The organism is Herbiconiux liukaitaii, from assembly GCF_041927495.1.
GTDB classification, from domain to species: Bacteria; Actinomycetota; Actinomycetes; order Actinomycetales; family Microbacteriaceae; genus Herbiconiux; species Herbiconiux liukaitaii.
Genome location: NZ_JBHFHG010000002.1, coordinates 507,529 through 523,532 on the forward strand (window position 1 = coordinate 507,529; position 16,004 = coordinate 523,532).

At 69.3% G+C, this 16,004-nt stretch carries 8 protein-coding genes and 1 tRNA gene; 3 read left to right on the plus strand and 6 right to left on the minus strand.

Annotated elements, in window-relative coordinates; genetic code table 11:
- Window positions 1-25 precede the first annotated feature (25 nt).
- The gene (locus ACEXQC_RS02955; protein ID WP_374818191.1) at window positions 26-3,454 is read left to right on the plus strand and encodes an error-prone DNA polymerase; all 3,429 of its coding nucleotides are present in this window, start codon (window positions 26-28) and stop codon (window positions 3,452-3,454) included.
- A gap of 56 nt (window positions 3,455-3,510) precedes the next feature.
- Here the strand turns inward: ACEXQC_RS02955 and polA are convergent, their stop codons facing one another.
- Window positions 3,511-6,180: a DNA polymerase I gene (polA, locus tag ACEXQC_RS02960; RefSeq protein ID WP_374818193.1), complete on the minus strand. Its 2,670-nt coding sequence runs from the start codon at window positions 6,178-6,180 to the stop codon at window positions 3,511-3,513.
- 99 nt (window positions 6,181-6,279) lie between these two features.
- Between polA and ACEXQC_RS02965 the strand changes: the two genes are divergently transcribed.
- On the plus strand, window positions 6,280-6,696 hold the full coding sequence (locus tag ACEXQC_RS02965; RefSeq protein ID WP_374818854.1) for a PaaI family thioesterase: 417 nt from the start codon (window positions 6,280-6,282) through the stop codon (window positions 6,694-6,696).
- Between the two features lie 41 nt (window positions 6,697-6,737).
- Here ACEXQC_RS02965 and ACEXQC_RS02970 read toward each other — a convergent pair whose 3' ends face one another.
- Window positions 6,738-7,343 carry an ANTAR domain-containing response regulator gene (locus tag ACEXQC_RS02970; RefSeq protein WP_374818195.1) on the minus strand — a complete coding sequence of 202 codons (606 nt, stop codon included), beginning with the start codon at window positions 7,341-7,343 and terminating at the stop codon, window positions 6,738-6,740.
- Between the two features lie 39 nt (window positions 7,344-7,382).
- Here ACEXQC_RS02970 and ACEXQC_RS02975 point away from each other — a divergent pair.
- Window positions 7,383-7,465: transfer RNA gene (locus ACEXQC_RS02975), tRNA-Leu, on the plus strand.
- Window positions 7,466-7,474: 9 nt separating this feature from the next.
- Here the strand turns inward: ACEXQC_RS02975 and ACEXQC_RS02980 are convergent.
- From ACEXQC_RS02980 to gltB, 4 genes are all read right to left on the minus strand, one after another.
- Complete coding sequence (locus ACEXQC_RS02980) at window positions 7,475-8,254, minus strand: hypothetical protein (protein WP_374818197.1); 780 nt, start codon at window positions 8,252-8,254, stop codon at window positions 7,475-7,477.
- 194 nt (window positions 8,255-8,448) lie between these two features.
- Window positions 8,449-9,891 (minus strand): pyruvate kinase, encoded by a 1,443-nt coding sequence (gene pyk / locus ACEXQC_RS02985; protein WP_374818198.1) that lies wholly within the window; start codon window positions 9,889-9,891, stop codon window positions 8,449-8,451.
- A gap of 76 nt (window positions 9,892-9,967) precedes the next feature.
- Window positions 9,968-11,425, minus strand: a complete 1,458-nt coding sequence (locus ACEXQC_RS02990) for a glutamate synthase subunit beta (RefSeq protein WP_374818200.1) — start codon at window positions 11,423-11,425, stop codon at window positions 9,968-9,970.
- Window positions 11,418-15,995, minus strand: a complete 4,578-nt coding sequence (gltB, locus tag ACEXQC_RS02995) for a glutamate synthase large subunit (protein WP_374818202.1) — start codon at window positions 15,993-15,995, stop codon at window positions 11,418-11,420. Before gltB ends, ACEXQC_RS02990 begins: the two co-directional genes overlap by 8 nt.
- Window positions 15,996-16,004: the final 9 nt, after the last annotated feature.

A 16,004-nucleotide genomic window follows, 5' to 3' on the forward strand; every position in this document is an offset into this window, starting at 1 on the left:
GCGTGCGGAGCAGGGAGACGAGCTGATGGGGTTCAACAATCCGCCCGTGCCGTGGTCGGAGCTCGAGAGCGCGCTCTCGGACCGTCGGCGACCTGGATCACCGCCCTCCGACGGCGGGGACAGCCCGGCCTGGTCGACTAAGCGGCTGCCCTACGACCCGGGAGAGCTCCCACCTGTCGAGAGGGAGCCCGGCCCCGTCGTGCCCTACGCCGAGCTGCACGCGCACTCGAACTTCAGCTTCCTCGACGGAGCGTCCTCCCCGGAGGAGCTCATCGAGGAGGCGACGAGGCTGCGCCTGCACGCCCTCGCGATCACCGATCACGACGGCCTCTACGGCATCGTGCGCTTCGCGGAGGCGGCCGAGAAGCACGAGCTCGCCACGGTGTTCGGCGCCGAGCTCTCGCTCGATCTGGGGGCGCCGCAGAACGGTGTGCCCGATCCGGAGGGCTCGCACCTGCTCGTGCTGGCCAGACGGCAGGAGGGCTACCACCGGCTGGCAGGGGCGATCACCTCGGCCCAGCTCGCGCCGGGGGCGGAGAAGGGCCGCCCGCTCTACGACCTCGAGGAGCTCGCGGCTCACGCGGACGGACACTGGGCCGTGCTCACGGGGTGCAGGAAGGGGCAGGTGCGCCAGGCCCTCGACGACGCGGGAGAAGACGGCGCCCTCGCCGAGGTCGACAGGCTCGTGGCGCTGTTCGGTCGCGACAACGTGCTCGTGGAGCTCTCCGATCGAGGCGAACCGCTCGACAGCGGTCGCAACGACGTGCTGGCCGCGATCGCCGACAGGCGGGGGCTCGCCACGGTCGCCACGGGCAACGTGCACTACGCGGCTCCGGGGCAGCACAGGCTCGCGCAGGCCCTCGCCGCGGTGCGGGCGAGACGCAGCCTCGATGAGCTCGACGGCTGGCTCCCCGCATCCCCCCACCTGCATCTGCGCTCGGGAGCCGAGATGACCGCCCGCTTCGGGCGCTACCCCGGCGCCGTGGAGCGCACGGTCGAGGTGGCCGACGACCTGTCGTTCCGGCTGCGCACGGCCAAGCCCAACCTGCCGCGGCAGGAGGTGCCGGAGGGGCACACCCCCATGTCCTGGCTGCGCACGCTCGTGCTCGACGCCGTGCCCTCGAAGTACCCGCGGGCGAGCGCCGACGACCTGGCGCGCATCGAGAAGGAGCTCGGGGTGATCGAGCTGAAGCAGTTCCCCGGCTACTTCCTGATCGTCTACGACATCGTGCGCGAGGCCCGCAGCCGCGGCATCCTGTGCCAGGGGCGGGGCTCGGCCGCCAACTCGGCGGTCTGCTACCTGCTCGGCATCACGGCCGTCGACGCGATCGCCAGGCAGCTGCCGTTCGAGCGCTTCCTCTCGAGCATGCGCGACGAGGAGCCCGACATCGACGTCGACTTCGACTCGGATCGCCGGGAGGAGATCATCCAGTACGTCTACGAGAAGTACGGCAGGCGGAACGCGGCCCAGGTGGCGAACGTCATCACCTACCGACCCAAGTTCGCGGTGCGCGACATGGCGAAGGCGCTCGGGCACAGCCCCGGGCAGCAGGATGCCTGGTCGAAGCAGATCGAGCGCTGGGGCGGCGTGGTGGAGAGCGCCGATCACGACATCCCCCCTGAGGTGGTGGGGCTCGCCGAGCAGGTGCTCAAGTTCCCCCGGCACCTCGGCATCCACTCCGGCGGCATGGTGCTGACCGACCGCCCGGTGGGTGAGGTCTGCCCCATCGAGAACGCGCGGATGGAGAACCGCACGGTGCTGCAGTGGGACAAGGACGACTGCGCCTGGATGGGGCTCGTGAAGTTCGACCTGCTCGGCCTCGGGATGCTCTCGGCGCTGCAGTACACGATCGACCTCGTGCGGGAGTCCACGGGCACGACGTGGACGCTCGAGAGCATCCCCCAGGAGGAGGAGGGCGTCTACGACATGCTCTGCCGCGCCGATTCGATCGGCGTGTTCCAGGTGGAGTCCAGGGCGCAGATGGGAACGCTGCCCCGGCTGCAGCCGCGACGGTTCTACGACCTCGTGGTCGAGATCGCCCTCATCAGGCCAGGTCCCATCCAGGGCGGTGCCGTGCACCCCTACATCCGGCGCAAGCTGGGCCTCGAGGAGGTGACCTACCTGCATCCGAAGCTCGAGCCGGTGCTCGAGCGCACCCTCGGGGTGCCGCTGTTCCAGGAGCAGCTGATGCAGATGGCGATGGCCGTGGGCGACTGCTCCGCCGAAGACGCCGACCTGCTGCGCCGGGCGATGGGCTCGAAGCGGGGGCTGGAGAAGATCTCGTCACTGCGGGAGAAGCTCTACCGCGGCATGGCGGGCAACGGGATCGTGGGCGACGACGCCGATCTGATCTACCGCAAGATCGAGGCCTTCGCGAACTTCGGTTTCGCCGAGAGCCACTCCACGAGCTTCGCGTTGCTCGTGTACGCGAGCTCGTGGTTCAAGCTGCACTACCCCGCGGCCTTCCTGGCCGCCCTGCTGCGGGCGCAGCCGATGGGCTTCTACTCGCCCCAGACCCTCACGGCCGATGCCAGGCGGCACGGCGTGGAGGTGCGGCGGCCCGACATCCTGCGCTCGGGGGCGGCTGCCGGCCTCGAACCGCTGCTGCTCGCCGAGGGCGGCTCCGGCGGGGTGGTGCCGCGGGTGGAGACCGGCCTCGAGTCGTGTCTGCACGAGCCGCCGCCCGTGACCCCCGTGTTCGACCGCTCGCAGCCCGATCGCTCGGCCGAGCACCGGCGCGACGGCGATCTCGCCGTGCGGCTCGGGCTCGCGGAGGTCACCTCCATCGGCGCAGCCCTGGCGGGTCGCATCGTTGCCGAGCGCGAGCAGCACGGCCCCTACCTCAGCATGGCCGACCTCTCCCGGCGGGTGGGTCTCACCACACCGCAGCTCGAGGCCCTCGCCACGGCCGGAGCCTTCGAGGCCTTCGGCCTCACCAAACGTGAGGCGCTGTGGGAGGCCGGCAACGCCGCCCAGGAGCGGGCGGAGTACCTGCCTGGCACCTTCGTCTCGGTGCAGCCGCCGCTGCTGCCGATGCTCTCGGCCGAGGAGCAGGTGGTCTACGACCTGTGGGCCACCGGCATCTCACCCGAGGGCCATCCGCTGCAGCACGCACGCGAGGAGCTGCGGCGGCGAGGGGCGCTCTCGGTGGCCGACCTCGCGACCGCCGAGACCGGGCGGCGGATCGAGGTGGGCGGGGTGGTCACGCACCGGCAGCGGCCGGCCACGGCGAGCGGCATCACGTTCATGAACATCGAGGACGAGACGGGGCTTCTCAACGTGATCTGCGGGGTGGGGGTGTGGACGAGGTACCGCCGCGTGGCGAGGGAATCGCCCGCACTGATCGTGCGCGGCCTGCTCGAGCGCTCGAAGGAGGGCATCACGAACCTCGTGGCCGATCGCTTCGAGCCGCTCGTGCTGACCGCCAAGACGAACTCGCGCGACTTCCGATGACCTCCGTGCCAGTGCCGGTGCCAGTGCCAGTGCCGGTGCCAGCACCAGTGCCAGCGCTAGTGCGCGGCCTCGTTCCAGTTCTGGCCGCGTCCCACCTGCACCTCGAGCGGCACCGAGAGCGAAGCCGCCGTCGACATGCGGTGCGTCACCACGGCCGAGAGAGCCTCCCACTCCCCCGGCGCCACGTCGAACACGAGTTCGTCGTGCACCTGCAGGAGCATCTTCGAGGCCAGCGACTGCTCCGCGAGATCGGCCGCGATGTTGACCATGGCGATCTTGATGATGTCGGCGGCGGTGCCCTGGATGGGCGCGTTGAGCGCGGCCCGCTCGTCGTTGTCACGCAGCACCCGGTTGGAGCTGTTGAGGTTGGCGAAGGGGCGGCGACGGCCGAACATGGTCTCGGTGTAGCCGTCGGCCTTGGCCTGCACGACCACGTTGCGGAGATAATCGCGCACCCCACCGAAGCGCTCGAAGTAGTCGGTCATGAGCTGCTTGGCCTCGACGGTCTCGATGCGCAGCTGCTTCGACAGCCCGAACGCCGAGAGCCCGTAGGCGAGGCCGTACGACATGGCCTTCACCTTGGTGCGCATGGAGGAGGTGACGTCGGCCGGATCGACCGAGAAGATCCGCGCCCCCACGAAGCGGTGCAGGTCCTCCCCGGAATGGAACGCCTCGATGAGCCCGGCGTCGCCCGAGAGGTGCGCCATGATGCGCATCTCGATCTGCGAGTAGTCGGCGGTCAGCAGCGTCTCGAAGCCCGATCCGACCTGCACGGCGGCGCGGATGCGACGACCCTCCTCGGTGCGCACCGGGATGTTCTGCAGGTTGGGGTCTGTCGACGAGATGCGACCCGTGGAGGAGCCCGTCTGCACGTACGTGGTGTGCACCCGGCCATCCTGAGCGATCGCCTTGTCGACGGACTCGATGATCTGCCGCAGCTTCGTGGCGTCGCGGTGGGCGAGCAGGAGGCCGAGGAACGGGTGCGGGTTCGAGGCCTGCAGGTCGGCCAGCGCCCCGGCATCTGTGGAGTAGCCCGTCTTCGTGGCGCGGGTCTTCGGCATGTCGAGCTGGTCGAACAGCACCTCCTGGATCTGCTTGGGCGACCCGAGGTTGACCTCCCGCCCGATGATCTCGAAGGCCGAGGTGGCGATCGAGGCCGCCGACTCCCCCAGCTCGGTCGAGAGTGCGAGCAGCTCGGAGTGGCTCACGGTGACCCCCGTGAGCTCCATCTGTGCGAGCACCATGAGCGTGGGCAGCTCGATCTCGGTGAGCACCCGCAGCGTGCGCTCATCCAGCAGCACTCCGAGGGCATCGGCCACGCGGAGGGCGTACCAGGCCTCCTCGGCGGGGCCGGTGACCGAGTCGCTGTCGGGCACGAGCTGATTCGGATCGGGCGTGGGCAGCGTCTCGAGCAGGTGACGGTCGACGAGCTGGGCGAGCGAGCGGTCCGCGCTCGACTCCGGCTTGAGCAGCCAGGCCGCGATCACGGGATCGAACGCGAGCCCTGAGACGGGCAGCCCCGCGGCCGCGAGCGACTTGATCTGCTTCTTGGCGTCGAACAGGATCTTGGGCGACGGCCCGGCGAGCCACGCCTCGAGAGGTGCGTAGTCGCGGCTCGACGCCGTCCACGGCAGGAACACCGCCTCGTGGCGCGTGGCGAGACCGAAGGCGATCGGATAGTTGTCGAGCGTCTCGATCTGCACCGCCACAGGGTCTTTCTGGCGGGCGAGCCACGCGGCGAGCTCCTCGTCGAGCAGCGTGACGGGTGTGGGCGCCTTCTCGGCCTTGGCCGCGGCCTCGGCGGCAGCGGCCTGACCCACCTCGGAGTCGCCCCCGATGCCCTCGAGCTTGAGCACCCTGTCGAGCAGGGTGCGGAACTCCAGCCGCGCGAACACGTCGCGCACCTGCTGCTCGTCGGCCGGCTTGCGGAGCAGATCGGCGGGCCCCACCGGGAGCTCGACATCGGTGAGCAGCCGGTTGAGCTTGCGGTTGCGGATGGCGTTGTCGGCGAACTCGCGCAGGTTGTTGCCCACGACACCGGGGATCTCGTCGCGGTGCTCGAGGATGGCGTCGAGCGAGCCGAACTGGTTGAGCCACTTGACGGCGGTCTTCTCACCCACCTTCGGGATGCCGGGCAGGTTGTCGCTCGTCTCGCCCACGAGGGCGGCGATCTCGGGGTACTGCTCCGGCCGGATGCCGTAGCGGTCGAAGACCTTCGCCTGGTCGTAGCGCGTGAGGTCGGAGACACCCTGGCGGGACGGGTAGAGCAGCGTCACCTTGTCGTTGACGAGCTGGATGGCATCCCGGTCTCCCGAGACCACGAGCACCCGGTAGCCCTGCTCGGTGCCCTGGGCCGCGAGGGTGGCGAGGATGTCGTCGGCCTCGTAGTCCTCTTTCTCGATCGTGGTGATGCCGAGCGCGTGCAGCGCCTCCTGCAGCAGCGGGATCTGGCCGATGAACTCGGGCGGCGTCTCGCCGCGGGTGCCCTTGTACTCCGGGTACTCGCGCGTGCGGAAGGAGAACCGCGAGATGTCGAACGCCACCGCGAGGTGGGTGGGCTTCTCGGCCTTGAGGAGGTTGATCATCATGGCGATGAAGCCGTGGATGGCGTTGGTGTGCTGGCCGTCCCTGGTCTGGAAGCTGTCGACCGGGAGGGCGTAGAAGGCCCGGAACGCTAGGGAATGACCGTCGATGACGAGGAGGGTAGGCTGATCTTTTTCCGGCACACCTTCAGCCTACACACGGCCTCCGACAGCCATCCGAGACAGGGACGCACACCGATGACGAACGACTCCACCGCCGGCGAACAGAGCCCTCTCGACGTCATGGCCGTGTTCGGCTACCGCGGGATCGGCACCCTCGCCGAGCGCATGGGCATCGAGTTCCTCGAGCTCTCCGCCGAGCGCGCCGTGGCCCGCATGCCCGTCGAGGGCAACACGCAGCCGCTCGGTCTCGTGCACGGCGGCGCCTACGTGGTGCTCGCCGAGAGCCTCGGCTCCACCGCCGCGAACATGCACGCGGGGGCGGGCCGGGTGGCGATGGGCATCGAGATCAACGCCAGCCACTCCGCGTCGGCCACGAAGGGCTGGGTCATCGGCACCTGCACCGCGATCCACCTCGGCAGGAGCCTCGCGACGCACCAGATCGAGATCGACGACGAGAACGGCCGCCGGCTCTCGACGGTCCGCATCACGAACATCATCAAGGACCGACGGCCGGACCAGGTCTTCGAGAAGAGCTAGCCGCCTCTCGGGCGGGGCTGCCTGCTTCTCGGGCGGGGCGCCTACTTCTTGGGGCTGAGCTGCTCGATGATGGCCTGCGCCACATCGTGCATGGTGAGCCGGCGATCCATCGAGGCCTTCTGGATCCAGCGGAACGCTTCGGGCTCGGTGAGGCCCATCTTCTCGTTGAGCAGGCCCTTGGCGCGGTCGACGAGCTTGCGGGTCTCAAATCGCTCGACGAGGTCGGCCACCTCGGACTCGAGCGTGATGATCTGGGCGTAGCGCGAGAGGGCGATCTCGATCGCGGGCAGCAGGTCGTTGGGGGTGAACGGCTTCACGACGTAGGCGAGGGCACCGGCTTCGGTGGCGCGCTCCACGAGCTCCTTCTGGCTGAAGGCGGTGAGCAGCACGACGGGGGCGATGTGGTCCTTCGAGAGGCGCTCGGCCGCCGAGATGCCGTCGAGCTGGGGCATCTTGACGTCCATGATGACGAGGTCGGGGCGCAGCTCCGTGGCCAGCGCGACAGCCGTCTCACCGTCTCCCGCCTCACCCACGACGTCGAAGCCGTTGTCCCGGAGGATCTCGACGATGTCGAGGCGGATCAGGGATTCGTCTTCGGCCACCACTACGCGCCGCGGCACGGGAGTCGTCTGTTCTTGGTCAGTCACGTTTCAACCCTACGGTATTCTTGTGCTCGCTCGTAGCAGGCCGGTGTGGCGGAATGGCAGACGCGGCGCACTCAAAATGCGCTGTCCGTGAGGGCATGTGGGTTCGAGTCCCACCACCGGTACCGATCGCGTCAGCCGCGGGGAATGGGCGTGGGCGTCACGGTGGGAGTCGGCGTCACCTCGGTGCTCGCCTTCGACTCCGTCTCCGAGAAGATCGCCACGGGCACGTACTGGTGGATCACCTGGGTCGTGTAGGTGTTCGCCAGAGGGCTGGTCTCGTACGACACCTGCATGGCGAAGTCGAGCATGAGGCCCTCGGTGTCCTCCGCGAGCACGCCGATCTGCTGCGACTCGAGCTGGAAGCCGCCCTTCGGCGACGTGATGAGCAGACCGAGGCCCTGCTCCGAGCGGAGCGCCTCGGGGTCGAGGGTGACCTTCAGCGGGTCGGTGTTGAGGGTGAAGGGCACCTCGACGAGGCCCGAGGTCGTGGTGGTCTTCGCCGTGACCGTGAGGTTCGACATGTAGACGCGGCGCTTCTGGTCGAAGGGTGCCTCGGCGGGAACGCTGTTGTCGTAGACGCCGATCACGAACGAGAAGCGCTTGTCGGCCATCGGCGTCCAGTCGTGCGTCTTCTGCTCGGTCCAGACGTCGAGCGTGAGCTCGAGCTGCTCGGCGATGTCGACCGTGGGGTGCACGGAGCCCATGTCGGTGAAGACGGAGGCGAACTGCAGCTCAGGCTCGACGACCGCGGTGGTCTCGCCGTTCTCGCTCACGACGTCGGCCTTCTGGCCGGCCGGGGTGGGGGCGATGCCGAAGAGGGGCATGATCGTGGAGCAGCCGGAGAGCGCGATGCCCGCGGCGAGGGCGGTACCGATGCTGAGGGTGCGCAGAGCGAGACGCTGACGGGACATGGCGGTGATCTTTCGTTCCGGGTCGCGAGGACCAGAGGCCTCCAGGGGTGCTGAAGCATCCGAAATCTAGCAGTCGGCATCCGCGCCGGAACAGACTTCGGCCAGGAACCGATCGAACCTTGATCGAATCCTGGCCGAAACCTGAGGGTCATCCCGCCAGTGACGAAAAAACCCGTGTAGTCAGTGAAGACCGCCTAGTCGAACAGCCCCGGTGAGAGCGGGTTGTGCGCCGAGCCGACCACGTGGATGCGCATGTCGTTGGTGCTGCCCGCGGTTCCGGGAGGGGATCCGGAGATCACGATGACCTTGTCGCCGAGCGACGCGCGGCCGTTGCCGAGCAGGATGTCGTCGACCTGCACCATGAGCTCGTCGGTGTGCTTGACGCGGTCCACGAGGTACGACCGCACGCCCCAGCTGAGCGCCATGCGGTTGCGGATGCCGGGCTCGGGCGTGAACCCGAGGATGGGGATGCTCGACCGCAGTCGCGTCATGCGACGCACGGAGTCACCGGACTCGGTGAAGACGCAGAGGAACTTGGCGCCCACGAAGTCGCCCACCTCGGCGGCCGCGAGGGTGACCGCGCCGCCCTGGGTGCGGGGCTTGGTGCCGAGCGCGGGGATGCGCTCGAGCCCGTGGTCTTCGGTGGACTCGATGATGCGCGCCATGGTCTGCACGGTGATGACGGGGAACTCGCCCACGCTGGTCTCACCGGAGAGCATGACCGCGTCGGCGCCGTCGAGCACCGCGTTGGCGCAGTCGGATGCCTCGGCGCGCGTGGGGCGCGGCGACGAGATCATCGACTCGAGCACCTGGGTGGCCACGATGACGGGCTTGGCCATGCGGCGGGAGAGCTCCACGGCACGCTTCTGCACGATCGGCACGGCCTCGAGCGGGAGCTCGACACCGAGGTCGCCACGGGCGACCATGATGCCGTCGAACGCGTCGATGATCTCCTCGAGGTTGTCGACGGCCTGCGGCTTCTCGATCTTGGCGATGACGGGCACACGGCGGCCCTCCTCGTCCATGATGCGGTGCACGTCGTCAACGTCCTCCGCGTTGCGCACGAACGACAGCGCGATGTAGTCGGCGCCGAGCTTGAGGCCCCAGCGCAGGTCGGCGATGTCCTTCTCGCTCATGGCGGGCACGTTCACGGCCACGCCGGGCAGGTTGATGCCCTTGTTGTTCGAGACGGCGCCGGGGACCTCGACGCGGGTGGTCACGACGGTGCCGTCGGTCTCGATGACGCGGAGGCCCACCTTGCCGTCGTCGATGAGCAGGGGGTCGCCGGGTGCCACGTCGTCGGGCAGGCCCTTGTAGGTGGTGGAGGAGATCTCCTTGTTGCCGACGATGTCCTCGATGGTGATCTTGAAGATGTCGCCCTCGGCGAGGTCGTACGGCCCGTTCTCGAACTTGCCGAGACGGATCTTCGGACCCTGCAGGTCGACGAGCACGGCCACGGCGCGGCCGGAGTCGTCTGCGGCCTGGCGCACGTTGCGGTAGACGGCCTCGTGGACGTCGTAGCTGCCGTGGCTGAGGTTCATGCGAGCGACGTCGACGCCGGCATCGATGATGGCTCTGATGGTGTCGTAGCTAGAGGTGGCGGGCCCGAGTGTGGCGACGATTTTCGCGCGTCTCATCAGTGGGTACTTCTCCGAGTTCTGCGCAGGAGCGCATGGGGGTGATGGATGTGGAGAGCGGTTCGCAGGGAGGCTATCAGACCGAGATTGCCCGGTCGGTGGGCCGCACGGGGAACGGAAGGTCGGTGGTGCCCTCGAGGTAGCGGTCCACGGCGGAGGCCGCCGCGCGGCCCTCGGCGATGGCCCACACGATGAGCGACTGGCCGCGGCCGGCGTCACCGGCCACGAAGACGCCGGGGGCGGTGGTCTGGTAGTCGCCGTCGCGCTCGAGGTTGCCGCGCTGGTCGAACCGGGTGCCGAGCTGGCCGTCGAGCTGGTCGGCCTCCGCACCCGTGAAGCCGAGGGCGAGCAGCACCAGGTCGGCCTGGATCTCGTGCTCGGTGCCTGCCTTCGGCACGCGCCGGCCGTCGAGGTACTCGGTCTCGGCCACGCGGATGGCGCGCACCTCGCCCGAGTCGTTGTGCAGGAACTCCACGGTCGAGGCGAGGAACTTGCGCTCTCCGCCCTCCTCGTGGGCGCTCGAGACCTCGAACAGGGTGGGGAACATGGGCCACGGCTGGTGCTCGGGTCGCTCGGCGGGCGGCTGGATGCCGATGGCGAGGTTGGTGACCGAGAGGGCGCCCTGGCGGTGGGCCGTTCCGATGCAGTCGGCTCCCGTGTCGCCGCCGCCGAGGACGACGACGTGCTTGCCCTCGGCCGTGATCTGGCCGAGCAGGTCGTCGCCCGCCCCCGCCTTGTTCTGCTGCACGAGGTACTCCATGGCGAAGTGCACGCCGTCGAGGTCGCGGCCGGGGATGGCGAGGTCGCGCGGGACGGTCGATCCGGTGCACACGATCACGGCGTCGTAGCGGGCCCGCAGGTCGTCCCACGAGATGTCGACACCGATCTCGATGCCGGCGCGGAAGCGCGTGCCCTCAGCCATCATCTGCGTGAGGCGCGACTCGAGGTGCTTCTTCTCCATCTTGAAGTCCGGGATGCCGTAGCGCAGGAGGCCGCCGATGCGGTCGTCGCGCTCGTAGACGGCCACGGTGTGGCCGGCACGGGTGAGCTGCTGGGCGGCGGCGAGACCGGCGGGGCCGGAGCCCACGACGGCGATGGTCTTGCCGGTGAGCCGCTCGGGCGGGTGCGGCTGCACCCAGCCGTTGGCGAAGGCCTGGTCGATGATCGAGACCTCGACCTGCTTGATCGTGACGGGCGGCTGGTTGATGCCGAGCACGCACGATGCCTCGCACGGGGCCGGGCACAGCCGCCCGGTGAACTCCGGGAAGTTGTTCGTGGCGTGCAGGCGCTCGATGGCCTGCCTGCCCTCGTCGCGCCAGGTGAGGTCGTTCCACTCCGGGATCAGGTTGCCGAGAGGGCAGCCGTGGTGGCAGAACGGGATGCCGCAGTCCATGCAGCGCCCCGCCTGACGGCGCGTCGTGGCCGCGTCGCCCTGCTCGTAGACCTCTTTCCAGTCCATCAGCCGAACGGACACCGGCCGGCGGGCGGGGAGTTCGCGATCCTGAATCTTGAGGAAGCCCTTGGGATCAGCCACCTGTCACCTCCAAAATACGGCCCCAGACGACGTCGCCGTCGGGGTCGAGTCCTTCTTCGACCGCTTCCTGCCTGGTGGCCAGCACGGCCGCGTAGTCGCGGGGCAGCACCTTCGTGAAAGCGGCGATGGTCGTGTCGAAATCGGCGAGCATCCTGGCCGCGAGCGTCGACCCGGTCTCGGCCTCGTGGCGCGTCAGCAGATCGCGGACGATCTCGACGTCGGCACCGCCGAGCGGCAGCAGCTGCAGCTCGCCCGTCGCGAGCGAATCGGCGTTCACGCTCTCCGGGTGGAGGTCGTGGATGTAGGCGGTGCCTCCCGACATGCCGGCGCCGAGGTTGCGGCCCGTGGCACCGAGGATGACCGCGAGGCCACCCGTCATGTACTCGAGGGCGTGGTCTCCCACTCCCTCGACCACGGCGGTGGCGCCGGAGTTGCGCACGAGGAACCGCTCCCCCACGATGCCGCGGAGGAACATGCTGCCGCGCGTGGCGCCGTAGCCGATCACGTTGCCCGCGATCACGTTGCGCTCGGCCGGGAAGACCGACCGGCGGTCGGGGCGCAGGATGATCTGGCCGCCGGAGAGACCCTTGCCGACGTAGTCGTTCGAGTCGCCCTCGAGGCGCAGGGTGATGCCGCCTGGCAGGAACGCACCGAGCGACTGGCCCGCGGATCCGAGGAGCGTGACCTGGATGGTGCCGTCGGGCAGCCCCTGCTCGCCGTGCCGCTTCGTGACCTCGTGGCCGAGCATGGTGCCCACGGCGCGCTCGGTGTTGCGGATGGGCAGCGTGATGGCCACGGGCTCCGCGTGGTCGAGCGCTGCGCCCGCCTCGTGGATGAGGCGGTTGTCGAAGTGCTCGGCGAGCTCGTGGTGCTGCTGGCGGCGGTTGGCGCGCGGCTCGTCGTCGGCGAAGTCGGGGCCCACGAGCACGGGGCTGAGGTCGAGACCGTCGGCCTTCCAGTGGTCGACCGCGGTGTCCACGTCGAGCAGCTCGTTGTGGCCGATGGCCTCCTCGAGCGAGCGGAAGCCGAGCTCGGCGAGGTACTCGCGCACCTCCTGCGCCAGGAACTCGAAGAAGTTCACCACGAACTCGGGCTTGCCGGTGAAGCGGGCGCGCAGCTCGGGGTTCTGGGTGGCGACGCCCACCGGGCAGGTGTCGAGGTGGCAGACGCGCATGAGGATGCAGCCCTCCACCACGAGCGGCGCGGTGGCGAAGCCGAACTCCTCAGCCCCCAGCAGGGCACCGACGATGACGTCGCGACCGGTCTTCATCTGACCGTCGACCTGCACCACCACGCGGTCGCGCATGCCGTTGAGCATGAGCGTCTGCTGGGTCTCGGCGAGGCCGATCTCCCACGGCGTGCCGGCGTGCTTGAGCGAGTTGAGCGGGCTCGCGCCCGTTCCGCCGTCGTGGCCCGAGACGAGCACCACGTCGGCGAGAGCCTTCGTGACGCCTGCGGCGACCGCTCCGATGCCGTTCTGGCTCACGAGCTTGACGTGCACGCGGGCCTCGGGGTTGGCGCGCTTGAGGTCGAAGATGAGCTGCTTGAGGTCTTCGATGGAGTAGATGTCGTGGTGCGGCGGCGGCGAGATGAGTCCGACGCCCGCGGTCGCGTGGCGCGTGCGGGCCACCCACGGGTAGACCTTCGTGGGCGGCAGCTGACCGCCCTCGCCTGGCTTCGCGCCCTGCGCCATCTTGATCTGGATGTCGGTGGCGTGCGTGAGGTACATGCTCGTCACGCCGAACCGCCCCGAGGCGACCTGCTTGATGGCGCTGCGGCGCTCGGGGTCGAGCAGACGATCGACGTCCTCCCCGCCCTCACCGGTGTTCGACTTGCCGCCGAGCCGGTTCATGGCGATCGCGAGCGTCTCGTGCGCCTCCTGCGAGATGGAGCCGTAGCTCATCGCGCCGGTGGAGAACCGCTTGACGATCGACTCGACCGACTCGACCTCGTCGAGCGGCACGGCGGGGCGCACACCCTCGCGCAGCTTGAACATGCCGCGCAGCGTCATGAGGTTGGCGGACTGGTCGTCGACGAGCTTGGTGTACTCGCGGAAGATGTCGTAGCGGCGGGCGCGCGTGGCGTGCTGCAGGCGGAACACCGTGTCGGGGTTGAAGAGGTGCGGCGGTCCCTCGCGGCGCCACTGGTACTCGCCGCCCACGGCCAGGGGCTCGTGCGCGGTGATCGCGCCGTCCTCCGGGTAGGCGAGGCGGTGACGCGAGGCGCTCTCCGCGGCAATCACGTCGATGCCGACGCCGCCGAGCTTGGAGGAGGTGCCGGTGAAGTACTCGTCGACGAACGCGGGAGCGAGCCCCACGGCCTCGAAGGTCTGCGCCCCGGCGTAGGAGGACACCGTGGAGATGCCCATCTTCGACATGATCTTGAGCACGCCCTTGCCGAGCGCCTTGATGACGTTCTTCACGGCCTTCTCGGGGGTCACTCCCGCGATCACGCCGGAGCGCACGAGGTTCTCGACCGTCTCCATGGCGAGGTACGGGTTGACGGCGGAGGCACCGTAGCCGATCAGCAGCGCGACGTGGTGCACCTCGCGCACGTCGCCGGCCTCCACGATCAGACCCACCTTCATGCGGGTCTGCCTGCGGATGAGGTGGTGGTGCACTCCCGCGAGCAGGAGCAGCGACGGGATGGGCGCCAGATCCTTGTTCGAGTCGCGGTCGGAGAGCACGAGGAACTCCGCTCCCGCCTCGATCGCCTCGTCGGCCTCGCGGCACATCGCGGCGATGCGGTTCTGCATGGCCTTGGGACCCTCGTCGACCCGGTACAGGCCGCGCAGCGTCGTGGTGAGACGGCTGCCCGAGACGGGGTCGATGTGCTGGATCTTCGCGAGCTCGTCGTTGTCGATCACCGGGAAGTCGAGCACCACCTGGCGGGTGTGCTCGGGAGAGGCGGCCAGCAGGTTGCGCTCGGGGCCGAGACCGAGGCGCAGGCTCGTGACGACCTCCTCGCGGATCGAGTCGAGCGGCGGGTTGGTGACCTGGGCGAACTGCTGCGTGAAGTAGTCGAAGAGCAGTCGCGGGCGCTCGGAGAGCACCGCGATGGGGGTGTCGGAGCCCATGGCACCGAGCGGCTCCGCGCCGTTCTTCGCCATGGGGGTGAGCAGGATGCGCACCTCCTCCTCGGTGTAGCCGAACGTGCGCTGACGCCTCGTGACCGAGGCGGGGGTGTGCACGATGTGCTCACGCTCGGGGAGGTCGCGCAGGTTGATGCGGCCCTCGTCGAGCCACGACGCGTAGGGCTCGGCCGCTGCGAGCTCGGCCTTGATCTCGTCGTCCTCGATGAGGCGGCCTGCCGCGGTGTCGACGAGGAACATCTTGCCCGGGCGGATGCGGCCCTTCCGCACCACGCGCGAGGGGTCGACCTCGGGGAACACGCCGATCTCGCTCGCGAGCACCACGAGGCCGTCGTCGGTGATGAGGTAGCGGCCGGGGCGGAGCCCGTTGCGGTCGAGGGTGGCGCCTGCGAGCGTGCCGTCGGTGAAGATGAGCGCGGCGGGGCCGTCCCACGGCTCCATGAGCATGGAGTGGTATTCGTAGAAGGCGCGGCGGGCCTCGTCGAAGTCCTTCTGGTTCTCCCAGGCCTCGGGCACCATCATCATGATGGCGTGCGGCAGCGAGCGGCCGGCGAGCGTGAGCAGCTCCACGACCTCGTCGAACGAGCCGGAGTCGCTGAGCCCGGGCGTGACGATCGGGTACAGCGGCGAGAGGTCGCCGAGCAGCTCGGACTCGAGCTGGGACTGGCGCGCGCGCATCCAGTTGCGGTTGCCCTGCACGGTGTTGATCTCGCCGTTGTGCGCCATCATGCGGAGCGGCTGGGCGAGAGGCCACGACGGGAACGTGTTCGTGGAGTAGCGGGAGTGCACGAGCGCGAGCTTCGAGGCGAAGCGCTCGTCGGAGAGGTCGGGGTAGAACGGCTCGAGCTGGAGCGTGGTCACCATGCCCTTGTAGGTCACGGTGCGGCACGAGAGCGACATGAAGTACACCTCGTGCTCGAGCTCGGCGCGCTTGCGCAGCCGCCAGGTCTGCCGGTCGAGGTCGAGCCCCGAGAGGGTGGCACCGGATGCGCCGGTGCGCACCGACTGCACGTAGAGCTGGAAGATGGCGGGCATCGCATCCCGCGCGAGGCGACCGAGCTCCTCGGGGCGCGTGGGCACCTCGCGCCAGCCGAGGATCCGCAGATCCTCCTGCTCGGCGAGGTCGCTGATGCGGTCCATGACCTCCTGCCGCTCCGCCGCATCGAGCGGCAGGAACGCGTTGCCGACCGCGTACCGGCCCACGGGGGGCAGCTCGACGGGAGCGACGGCGCGGAGGAACTCGTCCGGGATCTGGGTGAGGATGCCGGCGCCGTCGCCGGTGCCCGCATCGGAGCCGATGGCACCGCGGTGCTCGAGGTTGCGCAGGGCGCCGAGGGCCGTGTCGATGATGTCGTGACCGGCGGTGCCGCGGAGCGTGGCCACCATGGCCAGACCGCAGGCATCCTTCTCGGAGGTGGGGTCGTACAGGCCTTGAGCTGCGGGAACCGCACTGAAACTGAAGGTGGGCTGATCGGCCATAGAGAACCG